We start from the raw sequence: 17,014 nt of genomic DNA, 5'->3' as shown, positions 1-17,014 counted from the left end.
GGAGTGCTTGCATGAATATTTCCATCCGTGCGGAAACGCCCGGCGACATCGACGCCATCGCTCGCCTGACCGAAGCCGCGTTCCGCAACGAAACGCACAGCAGCCATACCGAGCAGTACATCATCGACGCCCTGCGCCGTGCCGGCGCGCTGACGTTTTCGCTGGTGGCCGAAGCGAACGGCCAGGTGATCGGCCATATCGCTGCCTCACCAGTGACCATCGATGGCGAAGCGGGCGACTGGTACGGCCTCGCGCCGCTATCGGTGGCGCCCGAGCGGCAGCACCAGGGCCTCGGTTCGCAGTTGGTCCGGCGCCTGCTCGCCGAGCTGCGCATGCTGCCCGCGGGCGGCTGCGTGGTACTGGGCGAACCGACCTACTACTCGCGCTTCGGCTTTCGGGTGGAAAGCGGCCTGGCGTTGCTCGGCGTTCCCGCCGAATACTTCCAGGCACAGTCCTTCAGCGGGCGCATGGCGCGAGGAATAGTGGCCTTCCACGCCGCATTCGACGCCAGCGGCTGAGCCGGAACGACAGCAGCCGCTATGTCGCCCGCTGGTCGCGGGCTCAATCGAACTGGGTGCCCTTCTGGATCAGTTCCACCTTGTAGCCGTCCGGGTCTTCGAGGAAGGCGATCACGCTGCGTCCGTGCTGCATCGGCCCGGCCTCGCGGGTGACCCGATAGCCCAGCGCCCTGGCCCGGGCGCAGGTGACGGCGGCATCCTCGACCTCGATGGCCAGGTGGCCGTAGCCGTCGCCCTGGCTGTAGCTGTCCCGGTCCCAGTTGTGGGTCAACTCCAGGGCAGCGGCCGCGCGCTCGTCCTGGTAGCCGACGAAGGCCAGGGTGAAGCGGCCTTCGGGATAGTCCCGGCGCCGTAGCAGACGCATGTCCAGGGCGCGGGTGTAGAACTCCAGCGCGGCCTCAAGATCGGCCACGCGGAGCATGCTGTGCAGGATTCGCATGGAAATTCTCCGTGGAGTCCGGCGGCGAGCCGCCGGAGCGGGAATCAACCCTCGACGCGGTAGCCCTTGAACAGGAAAAGCGGACCGAAGGCATAGCTGTCGATCAGTTCATAGAAGCGCGCGATGGTTTCGTTGCGGCAATGCTGGAGGAACGCCGCCTCGTCTTCGTACACCTCGTCGAGGTAGAAGCGGTTGCGGTTGTTCTCGTCGCGGATCACCTCGAAGCGCAGGGTGCCCGGCTCGTTCTGCAACGAGCCATTGGCATCGAACAGGCCTGCCGCGGCGAACGCTTCGCGCTTGTCGGAGGGAACGTCGAACTGAACCAGTACGTGGTAGGTCATGGAATCTTTCCTCGTGAAATGGGGTTGGAAGCGATCGCGAGGTCCATGCTAGGGTGGCCTTCCACTCATTAAAAGTAATCAATAATCAGCAAAGCACTCACTTAAAGAGAATGATGTGAAACTCTCCCAACTCGGATTCTTCTGCGCGGTGGTCGAACGCGGCACCATCGCAGCCGCGGCCGAACAGTTGCATTGCGTGCCGTCGAACATCACTACCCGCTTGCGCGAACTCGAAGGACAACTCGGCGTAGCCCTGTTCAATCGCGAAAGGAACCGCCTGCTGGTCACCCCCGAGGGCCGCCTGTTGTACCGCCACGCCCGGCGCCTGCTGGCGCTGGCCGACGAGACCGCCGCGCTGTTCGCCGGCGACCAGGCGCACGGCGCGCTACGGGTCGGCGCGCTGGACGTGGCCCTGGCCAATCACCTGCCCCAGCGCCTGGCCCGCTACCGCCGCGAGTCGCCGGGCGTTGAACTGCACATCCGCCCGGAGCATTCGCTGCTGCTCGAGCGTCTGCTGATGGAAGGAGAGCTGGACCTGATCGTCACCGACGGCCCCATCGAACACCCGTTGCTGGCCAGCCGCCTGGCCTTCCGCGAGCGCCTGTTGCGGGTCACTCCCGCCGACCTGCCGGCGCCCACTCCCGAGGACCTCGCCGGCCTCGAACTCTATGTGTTCGGCCACACTTGCCACTACCGCCGCCAGGTCGACCGCTGGCTGGCGGAGAGCGGTATCCAGCCGCGTGCGACCCTGGAAATCGAGTCCTACCCGAGCCTCTTCGCCTGCATCGAGGCCGGTCTCGGCTTCGCCTGCGTGCCGGAGAGCTTCGTTGCACGCATGCCCTCCACGCGACGGGGTTTCCATGCCGAACCGGTAGCCGGCCTGGACTCCAGCGATATCCATTTCGTCTGGCGCAAACAGCAAGCCTCGCCGCTGATCCAGGGCTTCATCGACAGCATCGGCGCCGACTGACGCCAACGAACGATGCCGCAACACAAACGCACTCGGAAAAATCGGTAACAGCGGAACCACTGCACAGACCAGAGAAAAAGCCGCCACCAACCAGGCCTGGCGGCGACACCGGAAGTACCCTCGGCGGCCGATTGCCGAGCCGATCCCCTACCTGCCCCCTGGGTTTTCCGACGAAAGACCTTGATTCGTGGGAGGTAGGGTCGTCTCCGCTAGATACCCCTCAACCCTGCGTGCGGGCTCCATGCCCGGGCGCCTTGGCGAGATTTGCCCATAGAGCCATCACTTATGACTGCGACAGACAGAACGCCCCCGCCATTGAAATGGCTCTGCCTCGGCAACCGTGATGCGAACGACGGATTCGAGCTCTTCGCCCATGGCATCTATGCGAGGAACGGCGCGTTGGTCGGCAGCAAGCTCTCCCTGCGCGAACGGCGCCAGCGCGTCGACCTGTCGGCCTTCCTTTCCGGCGCACCGCCGCTGCTTGCTGAGGCGGCGGTCAAGCACCTGCTGGCGCGCCTCCTGTGCGTGCACCGGCACAACACCGACCTCGAACTGCTCGGCAAGAACTTCATTCCCCTGCATGCCAGCAGCCTGGGCAACGCCGGGGTCTGCGAGCGGATCCTGGCCTCGGCCAGGCAATTGCAGCAGCACCAGGTCGAACTCTGCCTGCTGCTGGCCATCGACGAGCAGGAACCCGCCTCGGCGGAGTACCTGGCGTCCCTCGCCCGGCTACGCGACAGCGGCGTGCGCATCGCGCTGCACCCGCAACGCATCGATACCGACGCTCGCCAGTGCTTCGCCGAGGTCGACGCCGGCCTCTGCGATTACCTGGGCCTGGACGCGCGCCTGCTTGCCCCCGGCCCGCTGACGCGTAACCTGCGCCAGCGCAAGAGCATCGAGTACCTGAACCGGCTGCTGGTGGCACAGGACATCCAGATGCTTTGCCTCAACGTCGACAATGAGGAACTGCACCAACAAGCCAACGCACTCCCCTTCGCCTTCCGTCACGGCAGGCACTATTCGGAGCCTTTCCAGGCCTGGCCGTTCAGCAGTCCGGCCTGCTGAACGCCGATGCGGCTGCCAGCCGTCACGCCAGGCTGGCCCGCTATCCCGCCAGGCGCTACCCTTGGCGGTTTCGACGGACAGGGACGACGGTCATGGGCAACTATTTCGAGAGCCCCTTCAGGGGCAAGCTGCTCTCGGAACAGGTCAGCAACCCAAACATTCGGGTGGGGCGCTACAGCTACTACTCCGGCTACTATCACGGGCATTCCTTCGACGACTGCGCCCGCTACCTGATGCCGGACCGCGACGACGTGGACAAGCTGGTCATCGGCAGTTTCTGTTCGATCGGCAGTGGCGCCGCCTTCATCATGGCCGGCAACCAGGGACACCGCGCCGAATGGGCATCGACCTTCCCCTTCCACTTCATGCACGAAGAGCCTGCCTTCGCCGGCGCCGTGAACGGCTATCAGCCAGCGGGCGACACGCTGATCGGCCATGACGTCTGGATCGGTACCGAGGCGATGTTCATGCCCGGCGTACGGGTCGGCCACGGAGCCATCATCGGCAGCCGCGCGCTGGTGACCGGCGATGTCGAGCCCTATGCCATCGTCGGCGGTAACCCGGCCCGGACCATTCGTAAGCGCTTTTCCGATGGCGATATCCAGAACCTGCTGGAAATGGCCTGGTGGGACTGGCCACTGGCCGATATCGAGGCAGCCATGCCACTGCTGTGTACTGGGGATATCCCCGCCTTGTACCAGCACTGGAAACAGCGCCAGGCCTCGGCCTGACGGTTGGACGAAGGAGGTCGAGGATTTTTCTCGGGCCCGATGGCCTACCCTCTATGCTTCCAACGGTGTACTGTCGCGATGCCTGGCCATCCAGGCATGCGTGCCAGAGCCACTCCAGCGACCGTACCGGCGGAACGAAACGCTGTGTTTCCGCCAGCCCGTGCCGAGCAACGATTGCCGGAACGATCGCAGGACTTCATGACCGGCGGCCTCCTGGAACGGCTACCGGGCAAGACGAGTGACAAGAACGACACATGATTGAAGAAGCCACTTCCAGCAAGCACTCAGGCACGACGGACGCCCCGCTGGTATCCGTCGTAGCGCCCTGCTTCAACGCGGAAAAGTACCTGGAAGAAGCCCTGCGCAGCATCTACGAGCAGGACTACCCGAATTTCGAAGTGATCATCGTCGACGACGGTTCCACCGACAACAGCTACGCCATGCTGGAGCAGTTGCAGAAAGTCCACGGTTTCCAGCTCTACCGCCAGCAGAACCAGGGCGTCAGCGCAGCGCTGAACTTCGGCCTGCGACACGCCCGCGGCGACTACGTAGCCACGCCGGACCTGGACGACATCATGCTGCCACACTCGTTGAGCGTGCGCGCCGCGTACCTCGACCAGCACTCGGAAGTCGGCTGCGTCGGCGCCCTGGTGATCTACATCGACAGCGAAGGCCAGGAAACCAAGCGGCAGAACGGCAATCGCATCCGCCAGCTGGACTTCGACTACCTGCTCGGCAACGCCTACGTTTGCGGCGCCCCGGTGTCCCTGTACCGCATGGAGGCCCTGCGCGCAGCCGGCTTCTACGATCCCGAGATCAAGGTGCAGGACTTCCAGATGACCCTGCGCATCGCCAGCCAGGGCTACCAGATCCACAAGCTGCCGGTGCTGGTCACTCGCTACCGGCGCCACCCCGACAACCTGTCGCGGCGCTACAAGGTGCTGCTCGATGCCGACCTGCGCACCATCGAGCCCTACCAGTCGCATCCCGCCTACGAGCGCGGCCGCACGGAACTGGTCAACAAGGCCCTGAAATACGCCGTGGTCGCGGACAAGCGGCATGCCTGGCAACTGCTCCGCTCGCTGCCGCTGCGGCAGTGGAACCGCACCACCTTCCGCCGGTTGAAGCGCTTCCTTCTCCATCACGAGACCACCTGAGCCCCGCGGACTCCAAGGTGGCAAGGTAATTCGATGAAATTCCTGGAAAAACTGAAAAAACGCAAAGAGCGGAAGTACTTCCGTGGCTGGGAAAAGATCTTCAAGGCCCCGGAGAAGATCCGTCTTGCCTACCCACATTACGAGGTCGGCGTGGGCACCTACGGGATCCCGGAGGTCACCGAGTTCGGCGACAAGGCCACCCTAAGGATCGGCGCCTACACCTCGATCGCTGCCGGCGTGAAGATCCTCCTCGGCGGCGAGCACCATACCGACTGGCTCACCACCTACCCCTTCCCGAAGATGATCGATGAGGTCGCCGACATCCCTGACAGCACCACGACCCGCGGCGACGTGGTCATCGGTAGCGACTGTTGGATCTGCACGAACGCGCTGATCCTCTCCGGGGTCACCATCGGGCATGGTGCGGTAGTCGCCGCCGGCGCGGTGGTGACCCGCGACGTGCCGCCATTCGCCATCGTCGGCGGCAACCCGGCCCGGCAGATCCGCTGGCGCTTCGAGGAAGACATCCGCGAAGCCCTGCTGGCTTCGTCCTGGTGGGACTGGCCGGTGGACGAGGTGAAGCAGGTCGCCCGGACCCTGTGCAGTACCGACATGACAGCCTTCCTGCGCTACATCGAGCAACGCAAGGGCTGATTCCCCGGCGGGAACGATCGCCGGTCATGGGCTATACCTCCCCGATACACCTTGGTTTCGAATCGCCGCCCGACAACGGGTAGGCCGGCCGCTTGACGCCCGCGGCCGTTCTTCGAGGGAGCTTGAATGACCGCGCTGCACGACCTTCCGGGAACCCGCCTGCTGGCACTGTTCGCCCGCCGGGAACTCTCGCCCAGCGAGTACTACGAGCATCTGCTGGCCCACATCCAGCGCTGGGAACCGCATCTCAACGCGCTGTATCGCTTCGACCCGCAACGGATTCGCGAACAGGCCGCGGCGGCCACCGAGCGTTGGCGCAAGGGACAGCCCAAAGGCCCACTGGACGGGCTGCCGGTAACCATCAAGGAGCTGATCGCGACCGCTGGCGAACCTATCCCATTGGGCAGCGCCGCCACCGCCCTGCAACCCGCGACCTGCGACGCGCCGCCGGCCGCTCGGCTGCGCGAAGCCGGCGCGATAGTCCTGGCCAAGACTACGGTTCCGGACTTCGGCATGCTCTCATCCGGCCTCTCCAGCTTCCACGGAGTCACCCGCAATCCCTGGAACCTGGCCAACAATACCGGCGGCTCCAGTTCGGGCGCGGCAGCGGCGGCCGCCGCCGGCTACGGACCGCTGCACCTGGGCACCGACATCGGCGGCTCGGTGCGACTGCCGGCGGGCTGGTGCGGCCTGGTGGGCTTCAAGCCAAGCCTCGGGCGGATCCCCATCGACCCTTACTACACCGGTCGCTGCGCCGGTCCGATGACCCGCTGCATGGACGACTGCCTGCTGCTGATGCGCTACCTCGCGCAGCCCGACGCCCGCGACGCCACCAGCCTGCCGCCGGAAGTGCTGGACTGGAGCGCCGAGCCGCTGTCGGTGCGCGGCCTGAGGGTCGGCCTGCAACTCGACCCCGGCTGCGGCCTGCAGCCCGACGCGGAAATCCGCGCCGCGATCGAGGCCGCGGCGCGGCTGTTCGAGGAGCACGGCGCCCAGCTCAGGATCGTCGAACCGCTGATGGACCGGAGCCTGCTCGACGGCCTGAACGACTTCTGGCGCGCCCGCCTGTGGAGCGAACTGCTGCTCCTCGACGAGACGCGGCGGGCCAGGGTGCTGCCCTATGTCCACGCCTGGGCCGAGGGCGGCGCACGGGTCAGCGGGGTCGATGCGGTGCGCGGTTTCAACCAGACCTTCGAGATGCGCCGGCGCGCCGCCCGGCTGTTCGGCGAGATCGACCTGCTGCTGACGCCGACCAACCAGGTCGAGGCCTTCCCCGCCGACTGGGCCTCGCCGCTGAACGATCCGCAGCGGCCGTTCGAGCACATCGTCTTCACCGTGCCGTGGAATATGGGCGAACAGCCCGCGCTCTCGATAAACTGCGGCTTCACGGCCGCCGGCATGCCGATCGGCCTGCAACTGGTCGCGCCGCGCTTCGCCGATACCTGGCTGTTGCGCATCGGCAAGACCTACGAAGGCTGGCGCGGTCCGATCCACGGCTGGCCACGGCCGCCGGCTGACTGAAGCCGGCAGCCGCTCGTCGCTCGGCTCCAGGCCTGAGTGTTTCAGTCGTCACTCCGAGAGGGCCTTCGCCATGCGCTCCCCCACCCGTCCCCCGGCGGCCGCCGATCCGGCCAGCCGCCGCAGCGTCTTTGCCGTGGTCCTCGGCAACGCCGTGGAATTCTTCGACTTCGGGGTCTATGCCACCTTCGCGGTGATGATCGGACGGACTTTCTTCCCCTCCGACAGCGCCTTCGTCAGCCTGCTCCTGTCGGTCACCGCGTTCGGCGTCGGCTTCGTCATCCGCCCCCTCGGCGCGATCCTTATCGGCGCCTACGCCGACCGCGCCGGGCGCAAGCCGGCGATGCTCCTTACCCTGTTCCTGATGGCGCTGGGCACCGGCGGCATCGCGGTGCTCCCCGGCTACGACAGCATCGGCCCGGCCGCGCCGCTGCTGCTGGTGTTGACCCGCCTGCTGCAAGGCCTGGCCTGGGGCGGCGAGGCCGGGCCGGCGACCACCTACATCCTCGAGGCGGCACCGCCGCACAAGCGCGGCACCTACGCCTGCTGGCAGGTCGTGGCGCAAGGCATCGCGGCGGTCGCCGCCGGGCTGATGGGCTACCTGCTCACCCTCTGGCTCGACGAGCGCCAACTGCAGGAATGGGGCTGGCGGATTCCCTTCGCGGCCGGCCTGCTGGTCCTGCCGATCGGCCTGTACATCCGCCTCAACCTGGCCGAGACCTTTTCCGGACGCGGCCGCCAGGCCAGCACCCGGAGCCTGCTCGGCGAGTTGTTCGGCAATCATCGGCGGGCCCTGCTGCTCGGCCTGCTGATCCTCTCCGGAAGCACCATCACCCAGTACTTCCTCAACTACATGACCACCTTCGCCCTTACCGAGCTACACCTGCCGGCGGGCATCGCGATGCTCTCGACGCTGGTCGCCGGCGCCGCACTGGCGCTCTCGGCGTTGCTCGGCGGCGTGCTCTGCGACCGCTACGGGCGCCGCGCCGTGCTGATCCTGCCGCGCCTGGCGCTGCTCGCGGTGCTGTTCCCGGCACTGCAGGCAATGACCCGTCACCCCGAGCCGGCAGTCTTCCTCGCCGTCCTCGCCCTGCTCTCGGCCCTGCATGGCATGAGCGGCGCGGCGCTGATCGTGCTGCTGGTAGAAAGCTTCCCCCGGGCGCTGCGCTCCACCGGTTTTTCCCTGGTCTATGCGACCGGCGTCGCCGCGTTCGGCGGCACCGCGCAGATCGTGGTGACCTGGCTGATCGGCGTCACCGGCAATCCGCTGTCGCCGCTGGGCTACCTGCTGCTGGCCAACCTGGCCTGCCTGGTTGGGGCCTGGCTGGCCCGCGAGACCTGGCCGGGTCGCGGGGACATGGGAGGCGCGCCGCTGGTGCTGCGCGACTGAGAACTTGCGCGGTTCGTTCAAGCGCCGCCGGCCTGTCGCGGGCGACGCTGGGGACCTCATTCATCCGGAGGTCCCACCATGCAGTTCTTCCTGCGCTACGCCTACGCGCCCCTCTTCTGGTCCGGCTTCATCGGCCTGGCGACCTGGCAGGTCGGCTATCGCCAGGCTTCCCACGCCTGGCTGGTCGCCCTGTTCCTCGGGGCGCTCGGCCTGTCCTTTCTCGCCGAACGACGACTGCCCTACCAGCCACGCTGGAACCGGCCGCACGCCGACCGCCTGCGCGATGTCCTGCACGCGTCGGTCAACGAAAGCCTGAACGCACTTGGCATCCTCGCCCTGCCACTGCTGGCCGGAGTTCTGGGCTTCTGGCCGGTATGGCCGCAGGCCTGGCCGCTGTGGCTGCAACTGCTGCTGGCGATCGTCCTGGCCGATCTCGGCATCACCCTGGTGCACTACGCCAGCCACCGTTCGGCGCTGCTTTGGCGGCTGCACGCGGTGCACCATAGCGTGCAGCGCCTGTACGGTTTCAACGGGCTGATGAAGCATCCCCTGCACCTGGGCCTGGAAGCGCTCGGCGGCACCCTGCCGCTGTTGCTGCTCGGCGTGCCGCAGACGGTCGCCGCGCTGCTCGCCTTCGCCATCGGCATCCAGTTGCTGCTGCAACACAGCAACGTCGACATGCGCATCGGCGGGTTACGCCATGTGTTCGCCTGGGCACCGCTGCATCGCCTGCACCACATCCGCTACGGGCGCGCCGGCGACGTCAACTTCGCGCTGTTCTTCAGCGTCTGGGACCGCCTGCTCGGCACCGCCCTCCATCGTCCCGACTACCGCCTGGACAGCACCGACATGGGCATCGGCGACCAGCCTGACTATCCCCGCGACTATGCCGGCCAGTTGCTCGCGCCATTCCGCGACCTGCCACGCAGCAGGCACGTCCCACAGCCGCCGGAAGGATTGGGGCGTTCAGCCGGCCAGGCGTAGGTGCGGCAGCGACAGGCCGGCGCGGATACCGAGCAGGCTGCGTACGCTGCGCGACAGGTGCGCGGCGTCGGCGAAGCCGGCGTGATGGGCCGCCTCGGTCAGGCTGCGCCCCTGCAAAGCCAGGGCGAAGGCCAGGTACAGGCGGCGCCAGAGCACCAGGCGGCGTACCGACAGGCCGACCTGGACGGCGAACAGCCGCTCTAGTTGGCTCAGCGAAAGACTGGCGCTGCGCGCCAGTCTTTCCGCCTCAACCCGCGCCGCGAGTTGCTCGTCGAGCGCCGCCAGGGCCTTTTCGACGCGGCGGTCGAGCCGTCGACGAGGCAGCCGCGCAAGCCGCCCCAGCAACGCCTCGGGCTCGCCGGGAGCGTCCTCAAGAAGCTGACGCAGGTCGTCGCTGTCGAACGCCAGCGGCTCGGCGTACAGCGCCAGCAACGGCTGCGACGCGTCGACGCGATGGGCTTGCAGCGAGGGCACCAGCAAGCGCCGGGCCTCCAGTACCTGGCCAGCGACGCGCACCCGCAGCGGCGTCTCCGCCAGCAGCAACTGGTGGGCATAGTGAGCGTGCTCGCGGGTATCGCCGTTGACCCCGGCGAACAGCGCGTGGTCCCGCGCCAGCCAGACCTCGCCCTGCCAATGCCGCTCCGTCATCGCGTACCTTCCGTCAACCGTTCCGTGGCGAAACGGTGTCGGCTATGGCGACCGCCGTCAAGCCCGCAAGGTCAGCGTCCGAACCAGTCGCGCCGGTCGTCGAAGGCGTGCTCGATCAGATCGAGCAAGGCACGCACCTCCACGCGGTTCTCCGCTTCCGGCTGCACGCTCATCCAGACTTCCCGCCGCATCGGCTCGTCGAAGACCTGCGGCAACGCCGCCAGGTTGCGCTCCAGGCGTCCGGCGTAATGCGGCAGCAGGCCGATGCAGGCGCCCCAGAGGATCGCCTGTAGCAGCAGGTCGTGGCTCTGTACCTCGATCACTCCCGACTGGCGAGCCGCCACCCGCCGGTTCCAGGGTGCCAAGGCGGCGCTGGCGGCCTGGCCGTGGAGCTGCGCCAGCAGGTAGTCGTCCAGCTCGTCCTCGCTGGCCGGCCGCGTGCGCTCGCGCGAATAGCGCTTGCCGATGTGCGGCTGGTACTCCAGCTCGGCGATGCGCGTCGGTGCGGCGAAGTGGCCTTCCATCGCCGGATGCGGCTGCCCCGGATCGGCGATCCAGATGGCGATCTCCGCCGGCCCTGCGCTTTCCGGCCAACCCTCGCGCAACTCGGCGAGGGCTACGCGCAGGTTGGCGTTCTTGCGCAGGTAGCCCCACAGCTCGCGACTGAGCACATCGTGCAGGACGCTTTCGGCCACCGCCAGGCGCACCAGCGGCTGTTGCCGGTGAAGATCGGCGTGGCTCTGGCTGTCCTCGACCAGGCGCTGCCCGGCGGCCTGGACGATGCGGCCCTCGCGGGTCAGCGAGAGGGCGTTGCCCTCATGCACGAACAGATGCAGGCCGAGGCGCTCCTCGAGCCGGGCCAGGGTCTTGCGCAGCAGCGTCGGCTTGACGTCCAGGCTGCGCGCAGCCTGCATGAAACAGCCGCAACGGGCGGTGACCAGGAAGAAATGCACCACCTCCAGGGAGCCGAACAGCTCGTGCCAATAGGCACGATCGTCGCGTCCCTGCGCGGGCCTGAGCAGTGCCGGGCGCTGCCCGGCGGACTCCGATAGGGCCATGCTTCCTCGCTAGCGTCCAGGCATGAGGCGAATCCGCAGTTCGATCGGCTGCGGCATGTGTTCCGGCGGCGGCAAGCGCAACGAACGGTCCATCAGCGCGCGCCGCAGTTCATTCTCGATCGGCTCGGCGTCGCTGCACAGGCAGGCGAGACGGACGATCCAGCCGCGTTCGTCGAGCCAGACCCGCAGGTCGATGTCGGTATTCGGCAACTGCCCCGCCGCGCGCCGCGACTCCAGAAAGGCCAGCAGCCGCGGCGCGGTTTCGGCGTCTTCGCCCAGGCGCTGCTGGACCTGCTCGCCGAGCCATGCGGCATAGGCGCCCCAGAGCCGCTGGCGTTCGTCGCGGAACCGCTCGGGCTCGCCGAACAGCCAACTGCGCAGGTGCCGCCAGCGGCTCGCGCGCGGCCCACGCCTGGCCTCCGGGATGCCGTCCATCAGTGCAGTTCCGCCAGGGTCTTGCCGAGCAACGCGCCGTCGATGCTCAGGGTAGCGTTGTTCACCAGGCCATCCAGGTAGGCCTTGGCGATCTGCTCCTGGCGTTGCGCGCGCAGGCTTTCGCGCAGGCGACCACGGACCTCGTCGAGGGTGGCGAGGCGGGCGTCGCGACGCTCGGTCAGCTTGACCAGGTGGAAACCGTTGGCGCCCTGGATCGGCTCGGACACCGCGCCGACCTTCAGCCGTTCCAGCGCCGGACGGATCGCCGGCAGCAGTTGCGCCTGCGCCAGCAACCCACCGATGTCGCCGCCGTTGCGGGCGGTCTGCGGGTCGTCGGAATGCTTGCGCGCCAGTTCGGCGAAGTCGCCGTCCGCGGCCTGCCGGTAGAGTTCCTGGGCGCGCTTGCGCGCTTCGGCAAGCCCGCCGGCCGCAGAGGCGGCGATGAAGATCTGGCTGACCCGGTACAGCGCCGGTACAGCCAGTTGCGCCTTGTTCGCCTGGTAGGCGGCCTGCAGTTCGGCATCGCTGGGGTAGTCCTCGGGCACCGTGCTCACCGACTCCAGGTAGGTACGCAGGACGATCTGCCGCGCCGCCGCATCGATCAGCGTCTTCACCTGCGGACGCTGTTGCCAGTCCTGGGCGCTGGCCTGCTCGTAGAGCGCCTTCTCGGCCAGTCGCGCACGCATCCAGCGCTCCAGCGCGTCGCGGTTCTCGCTCAACTGCACGCGGGTTTCCGCCGGCACCTCGGCCAGCAGCGCCTTCAGTTCGTCCGGCGCCACCTGCAAGGCGCCGAGGCGGGCCACCGCGGGCTCCGCGGCGGCGCTGGCAGATGGCTTGGCAAGCGCGGCCTGGGCCTGGCCCGCGCCGCCGTCCTCGCGCTGGCCACAGCCGGCGAGAACGGCAAGCGCGAACGCCAGGACACCGCAACGAAATGCCGGCCGCATCGGCTCAGGCCTCGCCATCGACGGGTTGACCGGCATCCTGCGCCATGCCCTGTTGCTCCGCGGCCAGGCGGCTGTAGTCGCGCAGGTAGGCGATGAACTCCTGCAGCAGGCGATCCCACAGTTCGATATGGCTACGCAGGTTGGCCGGGCTGACGCCGCCGGCGACGATCACGTCCATTTCCATCACCAGGAACTCGCCCTGCTGCGACAGGCGGCCGAAGCGCCGGCTGAGATTCCAGCGCTCGGTCAGCCCGGCGGGCAATTCGCCCTGCACGCGCAGGGCGCAGCTGAAGGTGAAGTCGAGGTAGCTCGCCGGCGTCGCCGCCGGATTGCCGAAGCGCACCGCGTAGCCGATTCCCTGGCTGGCGCTGAGCAGTTGCACGACGCCGTTCTGCTCGCTGCGGTTGACCCGGTAGCCGGCGTCCTGCAAGGCCTCGGTCAGGCTGTCGACGGAAAGGTGTTCGATCAGGGTGATGTCGTTCATGTCCGGGTTCCTGGTTTGCTATCGGATTTCACTGGGCGAGCGCCGCCTGGCGGTTCTCGACCTGGGTCTTGTAGAGGTCGTCGCCGAGCTTCTGCGCCATCTCTTCGAATTTCACCCGCGCACCGCTGGCGAACGGTTGGCGGATCTTCATCACCTCGGCGACGCTGACGTTCTCGTAGGCGCCGAGGATCTCCTTGGCCACGCCATACATCTCCCGGTTCTTCGCGGTGCACTGCTGCAACTGCTGGTCGTGCTCGCGGAACGCCAGGTCGAGCTTCTGCCGCTCGGCCTCCTTGGCTCGCGCCATGACCAGCAACTCGTCGTAGGCCTGCTTGTACTTGCCCAGTTGCTCGTTGCTCGCCTCGACCATCTGCCGCGCCCGGTCGTGCAAGCCCTGTTGCTGGGCCGAGAGCTGCTCGGCCTGGCCCTTGGCCCGGGCCAGCTCGGCGCTCAGTTGCTTGACCTGGGCCAGCGCCGCATCGCGCTGGCTTTCCAGCGCGGCTTTCGCCGCGGTGGCCTGGGCCTGTTCGGTCTGCAGCGCCTGGAGTTGCTGGGTGGTGCTGCGCAACTGGGCACGCAGGCGTTCCTCCAGGCTGTCGGCGTAGGCCGCCTGGCTGGCGTAGGCGGCGAAGGCGGCCCCGGCGAGCAGCGCCTGGGCCCAGATCGGTAATGAGAAAGGTCGCGTGTTCATGGTCTGCCTCTTCATGGTCTGCCTCGAGGAGCGCTCAGAAGCGCGTGTTGACCTCGAGTTGCAGGACGTCGATGGAGAACGGTGCGCCGTAGACCTCGTCGGAGCTGAGCCAGCGCGCGGTACCGTAGACGCGCTTGTCGAAGCCATAGCTGGCGCCGAGGATGTAGCCCTTGGCGTTGGTCCCGCCAAGGTGGAAGGTGGAATCGTTGAAACCATCCGGCAGGGCATCCGGCTGGATGTACTTGTAGGCGGCGAAGACCTGCCAGTCGCCGGCGTCGCGCATGTCCAGGGCGTTGCCCAGGGTGAACTGGAGCATCCAGGCGTTCGCCCCGCTCTTGATGTCGCCATCGGAGCCGAGGTTGTTGGCGATCTGCGCCACACCGCCGGCGCGCTTGCGCATATCGCCCTCGTCGTAGCCCAGGTTGTGCACGTAGTTGCCGGCCACCCGCAGCTTGAAGTCGTTGGGCAGCTCGGCATCCCAGCCGAGGTTCAGGTCGAGCAGGTTGAACTCCGAGGCCAGGCCGACGTACTGCGGGTTCGGCGTGTTCGCCGGGTCGGCCGGGTTGGGCACGATGTCGCGCAGGAGGAACACCGTGTTGCCCTTCTGCATGAAGGTCGGACGGCTGCCGTCGGTGTCGCACTCCGGATCCCCGGCCCAGGGCCGGCAGGGGCTGGAACGCCGCCCTTCGATATCGTCGAAGCGGTAGTAGGCCAGCGCGCCGGTAAGGCTGTGCTGCGGGTTGATCTTCCAGGTGGCGCCCAATTGCGCGCCGTACATCCACTTGTTGTCGCTGTCTTCCTTGTCGAAACCGTTCGACGAGGCGGTGTCCGAGCTGTACTCCACGGGGAACGCGCCAACCGTGCCGAACAGCGAGACATCGCGGCTCAGCGGCTGGTTGAAGATCGCCGCCACGCCGTCGAAGTTGAGGTCGTTGGAATACAACAGGTCGGTGGACAGGAACGGATTGGCGATCCGCCCGCCGGTCAGGCTCAGGCGCTCGCTGGGCTTCCAGGTCAGGTAGCCCTGGTCGAGCCAGAGGTCCTTCTTGCCGAAGCCGCCGCCGAGGGTCTGGGTGGTCGACACCGGGTTGTTGTCCGAACCGGTGCCGATGCGGATGCCGGCGCTCCAGCTTTCCGACAGCGTCGCCTTGAGGCCGAAGCGCGCACGCAGGCGCAGCAGGCTGTCGCGGTCCTCGCGGGTGTTGAGCAGCGGCGGCAGGCCCGAGCTGGTATTCGGGTTGACGTCATAGGGACCGTCGTCGTTGAGTTCGGCGAAGTCGGTGATCTGGTTGCTGTTGCCGTTGCCGAAGGAGCGCGACTCGTAGCGCAGGCGCACGTCGCCGTCGAAACTGATGCGCGAGGCCCAGTCCGGGAAGGCGTTGGGCTGCGCCCAGTTCTCCGCCTTGGCCTGGGTCATTACCTCGGCCTTCACTTCGTCGCGGATCTGGTCGCGCACCACCTGCGGGATATAGGGTACGCGGACCTCCCCGGGGACCGCGGCGACGGCCGCCGCGGGCGCCACGGCCTGGCGCGCCTGCTGGGCCTGCAACGCCTCGGCCTCGGCCTGCCTGACCAGCGCATCGGCCTGTTCCTTCTTCAACACGCCCTGCTGTACCAGCAGGCGGATCAGGTTGATCGTGGCGTTCTCCGAGGGCGCCGGCGGCTGGGCCTGCGCCTGGCCGGCCAGCGCGGCGAGCATGACGCCCATCCCCAGCGCCAGTCGGTTCACTTTCGCGTTCATCTGTGTACGGCTCCTAAGGTCCTTCAAGGCAGTCGCCTGCCGGAAATCGTTCTGGGTTGGCGTCTTCTCATCCCGGCCGCTTGCCCTGCAGGGCGATGCGCACCGGCAGGGTCAGCGAAGCCGGCGGGCGTTCTTCCAGGCGGCCGGCGGCGCGCAGCGCGGCCAGCACCTTCTGGTCGGTCTCGGGGTCGCCGCTGGAGCGGGTCAGTTCGGCCCGGGTGATATCCCCCGAGGAACTCAGCCAGATCTCCGCCTGCAGGCGGAACGCCAGGTTGCGCAGCTCCGGGTTGTCCCGCAGCAGGCGCTGGAAGGCGTAGGCCAGGTACTGGCTATAGCTGGCGTTGCCGGCGCGACCGCCGCCGGAACCGGCCATCCCGCCGCCCTTGCCGGCGCCGATGTTGAAAGCGTCGGAGCCGGACTGGGCGTCACCATCCATCTGCATCGGGTCGGCCAGGTCGTCGGCCGGCGACGGCGGCGCTTCCTCCTGCGGCTTGACCTCCTCCAGTTCGGGTTGCGGTTCCGGCTCGACGATCTTTTCCTCTTCCACCGGCTGCTCCGGTTCCGGCGGTTTTTCCGGCGGCGGCGGAGGCGGCGGCGGCAGCGGGATGATCGCCGGCACCTTGGGCGCCTCGCGGCGCACGCCGCTCATGTCGTTGGCCCACTCCCAGACCAGCCAGGCGAGGCCGGCGAGCAGCAGCGCGCCGAGGCCCCACTTGAGGTAGCGCAGGGTCGGGTTCGCCGGGTGGCCGTCGATGGACAGCGGCGCGGCATTTTTCGGCTCGGGGGTGTGCTTGGGATCGGCGGACATGTTCATCCCGGGCCTCAGGTCGGTTTGCCGGTGACCAGGCCGACCTGGGACAGCTCCAGGCGGCGCAGCAGGTCGAGGACCTCGATGACCTTCTGGTACTGCACCGTGGCGTCGCCGCGGACCACTACCGGGAAGTCGGGGTTGAGGGCCTTCTCCGTACGCAGGCGGTCCTCCAGCTCGGGCAGGGTCACCGGGTAGGCGTCGAGGAACACCTGGCCGGCGTCGTTCACCGAGATCGCCTTGGTCTTGGGCTGCGACAGCGCCACGGTGGCACTGGCCTTCGGCAGGTTGATCTGGATCCCGGCGACCTGGGCGGTGGCGGTGAGGATGAACATCACCAGCACCACCATCAGCACGTCCACCAGCGGGGTGATGTTGATGCTGTCGACGGCGCCGTCGTCGTCATCGTCGTGGCTGCTGTTCACGGAAGCCATGGCG

At 67.6% G+C, this 17,014-nt stretch carries 20 protein-coding genes; 9 read left to right on the top strand and 11 right to left on the bottom strand.

The window, feature by feature from the left end; all coding sequences use genetic code 11:
• The first annotated feature begins 11 nt into the window (after nucleotides 1–11).
• Nucleotides 12–518: a GNAT family N-acetyltransferase gene (locus VQ065_RS07005; protein WP_003085428.1), complete on the top strand. Its 507-nt coding sequence runs from the start codon at nucleotides 12–14 to the stop codon at nucleotides 516–518.
• A gap of 43 nt (nucleotides 519–561) precedes the next feature.
• Here the strand turns inward: VQ065_RS07005 and gloA are convergent, their stop codons facing one another.
• Nucleotides 562–957, bottom strand: a complete 396-nt coding sequence (gene gloA / locus VQ065_RS07000; RefSeq protein ID WP_003085424.1) for a lactoylglutathione lyase — start codon at nucleotides 955–957, stop codon at nucleotides 562–564.
• A 44-nt stretch (nucleotides 958–1,001) separates the two neighbouring features.
• Nucleotides 1,002–1,298: a putative quinol monooxygenase gene (locus VQ065_RS06995; RefSeq protein WP_003085421.1), complete on the bottom strand. Its 297-nt coding sequence runs from the start codon at nucleotides 1,296–1,298 to the stop codon at nucleotides 1,002–1,004.
• Nucleotides 1,299–1,413: 115 nt separating this feature from the next.
• On the opposite strand from VQ065_RS06995, the gene VQ065_RS06990 reads away from it, so the two are divergent.
• The 8 genes from VQ065_RS06990 to VQ065_RS06955 all read left to right on the top strand — a co-directional run bounded on the left by VQ065_RS06990 (nucleotide 1,414) and on the right by VQ065_RS06955 (nucleotide 9,767).
• The gene (locus VQ065_RS06990) at nucleotides 1,414–2,268 is read left to right on the top strand and encodes a LysR family transcriptional regulator (protein WP_014603585.1); all 855 of its coding nucleotides are present in this window, start codon (nucleotides 1,414–1,416) and stop codon (nucleotides 2,266–2,268) included.
• Between the two features lie 285 nt (nucleotides 2,269–2,553).
• Nucleotides 2,554–3,333, top strand: coding sequence for a toxA transcriptional regulator ToxR (gene toxR / locus VQ065_RS06985; protein WP_003120800.1), 780 nt, complete (start codon nucleotides 2,554–2,556; stop codon nucleotides 3,331–3,333).
• Between the two features lie 92 nt (nucleotides 3,334–3,425).
• Nucleotides 3,426–4,064: a type B chloramphenicol O-acetyltransferase gene (gene catB, locus VQ065_RS06980; RefSeq protein ID WP_003085410.1), complete on the top strand. Its 639-nt coding sequence runs from the start codon at nucleotides 3,426–3,428 to the stop codon at nucleotides 4,062–4,064.
• Between the two features lie 254 nt (nucleotides 4,065–4,318).
• Nucleotides 4,319–5,221: an alpha-1,6-rhamnosyltransferase gene (migA, locus tag VQ065_RS06975; protein ID WP_003085404.1), complete on the top strand. Its 903-nt coding sequence runs from the start codon at nucleotides 4,319–4,321 to the stop codon at nucleotides 5,219–5,221.
• A gap of 33 nt (nucleotides 5,222–5,254) precedes the next feature.
• Nucleotides 5,255–5,875 carry a CatB-related O-acetyltransferase gene (locus tag VQ065_RS06970; protein ID WP_003085401.1) on the top strand — a complete coding sequence of 207 codons (621 nt, stop codon included), beginning with the start codon at nucleotides 5,255–5,257 and terminating at the stop codon, nucleotides 5,873–5,875.
• A gap of 126 nt (nucleotides 5,876–6,001) precedes the next feature.
• On the top strand, nucleotides 6,002–7,396 hold the full coding sequence (locus VQ065_RS06965) for an amidase (protein ID WP_003085396.1): 1,395 nt from the start codon (nucleotides 6,002–6,004) through the stop codon (nucleotides 7,394–7,396).
• A gap of 70 nt (nucleotides 7,397–7,466) precedes the next feature.
• Nucleotides 7,467–8,783: an MFS transporter gene (locus VQ065_RS06960; RefSeq protein WP_014603584.1), complete on the top strand. Its 1,317-nt coding sequence runs from the start codon at nucleotides 7,467–7,469 to the stop codon at nucleotides 8,781–8,783.
• A gap of 78 nt (nucleotides 8,784–8,861) precedes the next feature.
• Nucleotides 8,862–9,767 (top strand): sterol desaturase family protein, encoded by a 906-nt coding sequence (locus VQ065_RS06955; RefSeq protein ID WP_003085391.1) that lies wholly within the window; start codon nucleotides 8,862–8,864, stop codon nucleotides 9,765–9,767.
• Here the strand turns inward: VQ065_RS06955 and VQ065_RS06950 are convergent.
• The 9 genes from VQ065_RS06950 to VQ065_RS06910 form a co-directional block, all read right to left on the bottom strand.
• Nucleotides 9,750–10,415, bottom strand: coding sequence for a helix-turn-helix transcriptional regulator (locus VQ065_RS06950; RefSeq protein ID WP_003085387.1), 666 nt, complete (start codon nucleotides 10,413–10,415; stop codon nucleotides 9,750–9,752). The two genes, VQ065_RS06955 and VQ065_RS06950, sit on opposite strands and share 18 nt — an antisense overlap.
• Before the next feature lie 71 nt (nucleotides 10,416–10,486).
• Nucleotides 10,487–11,473, bottom strand: a complete 987-nt coding sequence (locus tag VQ065_RS06945; RefSeq protein ID WP_003085384.1) for a LysR family transcriptional regulator — start codon at nucleotides 11,471–11,473, stop codon at nucleotides 10,487–10,489.
• Nucleotides 11,474–11,482: 9 nt separating this feature from the next.
• Nucleotides 11,483–11,908, bottom strand: coding sequence for a hypothetical protein (locus VQ065_RS06940; RefSeq protein WP_003085381.1), 426 nt, complete (start codon nucleotides 11,906–11,908; stop codon nucleotides 11,483–11,485).
• The gene (locus VQ065_RS06935; protein WP_014603256.1) at nucleotides 11,908–12,852 is read right to left on the bottom strand and encodes a peptidylprolyl isomerase; all 945 of its coding nucleotides are present in this window, start codon (nucleotides 12,850–12,852) and stop codon (nucleotides 11,908–11,910) included. Before VQ065_RS06935 ends, VQ065_RS06940 begins: the two co-directional genes overlap by 1 nt.
• A 4-nt stretch (nucleotides 12,853–12,856) precedes the next feature.
• Complete coding sequence (locus VQ065_RS06930) at nucleotides 12,857–13,336, bottom strand: YbjN domain-containing protein (protein WP_003085375.1); 480 nt, start codon at nucleotides 13,334–13,336, stop codon at nucleotides 12,857–12,859.
• Between the two features lie 28 nt (nucleotides 13,337–13,364).
• Nucleotides 13,365–14,027: a hypothetical protein gene (locus VQ065_RS06925; RefSeq protein ID WP_003085372.1), complete on the bottom strand. Its 663-nt coding sequence runs from the start codon at nucleotides 14,025–14,027 to the stop codon at nucleotides 13,365–13,367.
• 34 nt (nucleotides 14,028–14,061) lie between these two features.
• Complete coding sequence (locus VQ065_RS06920) at nucleotides 14,062–15,768, bottom strand: putative porin (protein WP_003085370.1); 1,707 nt, start codon at nucleotides 15,766–15,768, stop codon at nucleotides 14,062–14,064.
• Nucleotides 15,769–15,835: 67 nt separating this feature from the next.
• The gene (locus VQ065_RS06915) at nucleotides 15,836–16,582 is read right to left on the bottom strand and encodes an energy transducer TonB family protein (protein ID WP_003085367.1); all 747 of its coding nucleotides are present in this window, start codon (nucleotides 16,580–16,582) and stop codon (nucleotides 15,836–15,838) included.
• Between the two features lie 8 nt (nucleotides 16,583–16,590).
• On the bottom strand, nucleotides 16,591–17,010 hold the full coding sequence (locus VQ065_RS06910) for an ExbD/TolR family protein (RefSeq protein ID WP_003085366.1): 420 nt from the start codon (nucleotides 17,008–17,010) through the stop codon (nucleotides 16,591–16,593).
• Nucleotides 17,011–17,014: the final 4 nt, after the last annotated feature.

Origin of the sequence: Pseudomonas sp. KBN10P06128 (assembly GCF_037574945.1) — a bacterium.
Lineage (GTDB): Bacteria > Pseudomonadota > Gammaproteobacteria > Pseudomonadales > Pseudomonadaceae > Pseudomonas > Pseudomonas aeruginosa.
This window is presented reverse-complemented; position numbering and strand designations above follow the sequence as displayed.

Bases quoted from the DNA above. Each gene is read 5' to 3' on its own strand.
- VQ065_RS07005 (WP_003085428.1), top strand. From the start codon at position 12: ATGAATATTTCCATCCGTGCGGAAACGCCCGGCGACATCGACGCCATC.
- gloA (WP_003085424.1), bottom strand. From the start codon at position 957: ATGCGAATCCTGCACAGCATGCTCCGCGTGGCCGATCTTGAGGCCGCG.
- VQ065_RS06995 (WP_003085421.1), bottom strand. From the start codon at position 1,298: ATGACCTACCACGTACTGGTTCAGTTCGACGTTCCCTCCGACAAGCGC.
- toxR (WP_003120800.1), top strand. From the start codon at position 2,554: ATGACTGCGACAGACAGAACGCCCCCGCCATTGAAATGGCTCTGCCTC.
- catB (WP_003085410.1), top strand. From the start codon at position 3,426: ATGGGCAACTATTTCGAGAGCCCCTTCAGGGGCAAGCTGCTCTCGGAA.
- migA (WP_003085404.1), top strand. From the start codon at position 4,319: ATGATTGAAGAAGCCACTTCCAGCAAGCACTCAGGCACGACGGACGCC.
- VQ065_RS06970 (WP_003085401.1), top strand. From the start codon at position 5,255: ATGAAATTCCTGGAAAAACTGAAAAAACGCAAAGAGCGGAAGTACTTC.
- VQ065_RS06965 (WP_003085396.1), top strand. From the start codon at position 6,002: ATGACCGCGCTGCACGACCTTCCGGGAACCCGCCTGCTGGCACTGTTC.
- VQ065_RS06960 (WP_014603584.1), top strand. From the start codon at position 7,467: ATGCGCTCCCCCACCCGTCCCCCGGCGGCCGCCGATCCGGCCAGCCGC.
- VQ065_RS06955 (WP_003085391.1), top strand. From the start codon at position 8,862: ATGCAGTTCTTCCTGCGCTACGCCTACGCGCCCCTCTTCTGGTCCGGC.
- VQ065_RS06950 (WP_003085387.1), bottom strand. From the start codon at position 10,415: ATGACGGAGCGGCATTGGCAGGGCGAGGTCTGGCTGGCGCGGGACCAC.
- VQ065_RS06945 (WP_003085384.1), bottom strand. From the start codon at position 11,473: ATGGCCCTATCGGAGTCCGCCGGGCAGCGCCCGGCACTGCTCAGGCCC.
- VQ065_RS06940 (WP_003085381.1), bottom strand. From the start codon at position 11,908: ATGGACGGCATCCCGGAGGCCAGGCGTGGGCCGCGCGCGAGCCGCTGG.
- VQ065_RS06935 (WP_014603256.1), bottom strand. From the start codon at position 12,852: ATGCGGCCGGCATTTCGTTGCGGTGTCCTGGCGTTCGCGCTTGCCGTT.
- VQ065_RS06930 (WP_003085375.1), bottom strand. From the start codon at position 13,336: ATGAACGACATCACCCTGATCGAACACCTTTCCGTCGACAGCCTGACC.
- VQ065_RS06925 (WP_003085372.1), bottom strand. From the start codon at position 14,027: ATGAACACGCGACCTTTCTCATTACCGATCTGGGCCCAGGCGCTGCTC.
- VQ065_RS06920 (WP_003085370.1), bottom strand. From the start codon at position 15,768: ATGAACGCGAAAGTGAACCGACTGGCGCTGGGGATGGGCGTCATGCTC.
- VQ065_RS06915 (WP_003085367.1), bottom strand. From the start codon at position 16,582: ATGAACATGTCCGCCGATCCCAAGCACACCCCCGAGCCGAAAAATGCC.
- VQ065_RS06910 (WP_003085366.1), bottom strand. From the start codon at position 17,010: ATGGCTTCCGTGAACAGCAGCCACGACGATGACGACGACGGCGCCGTC.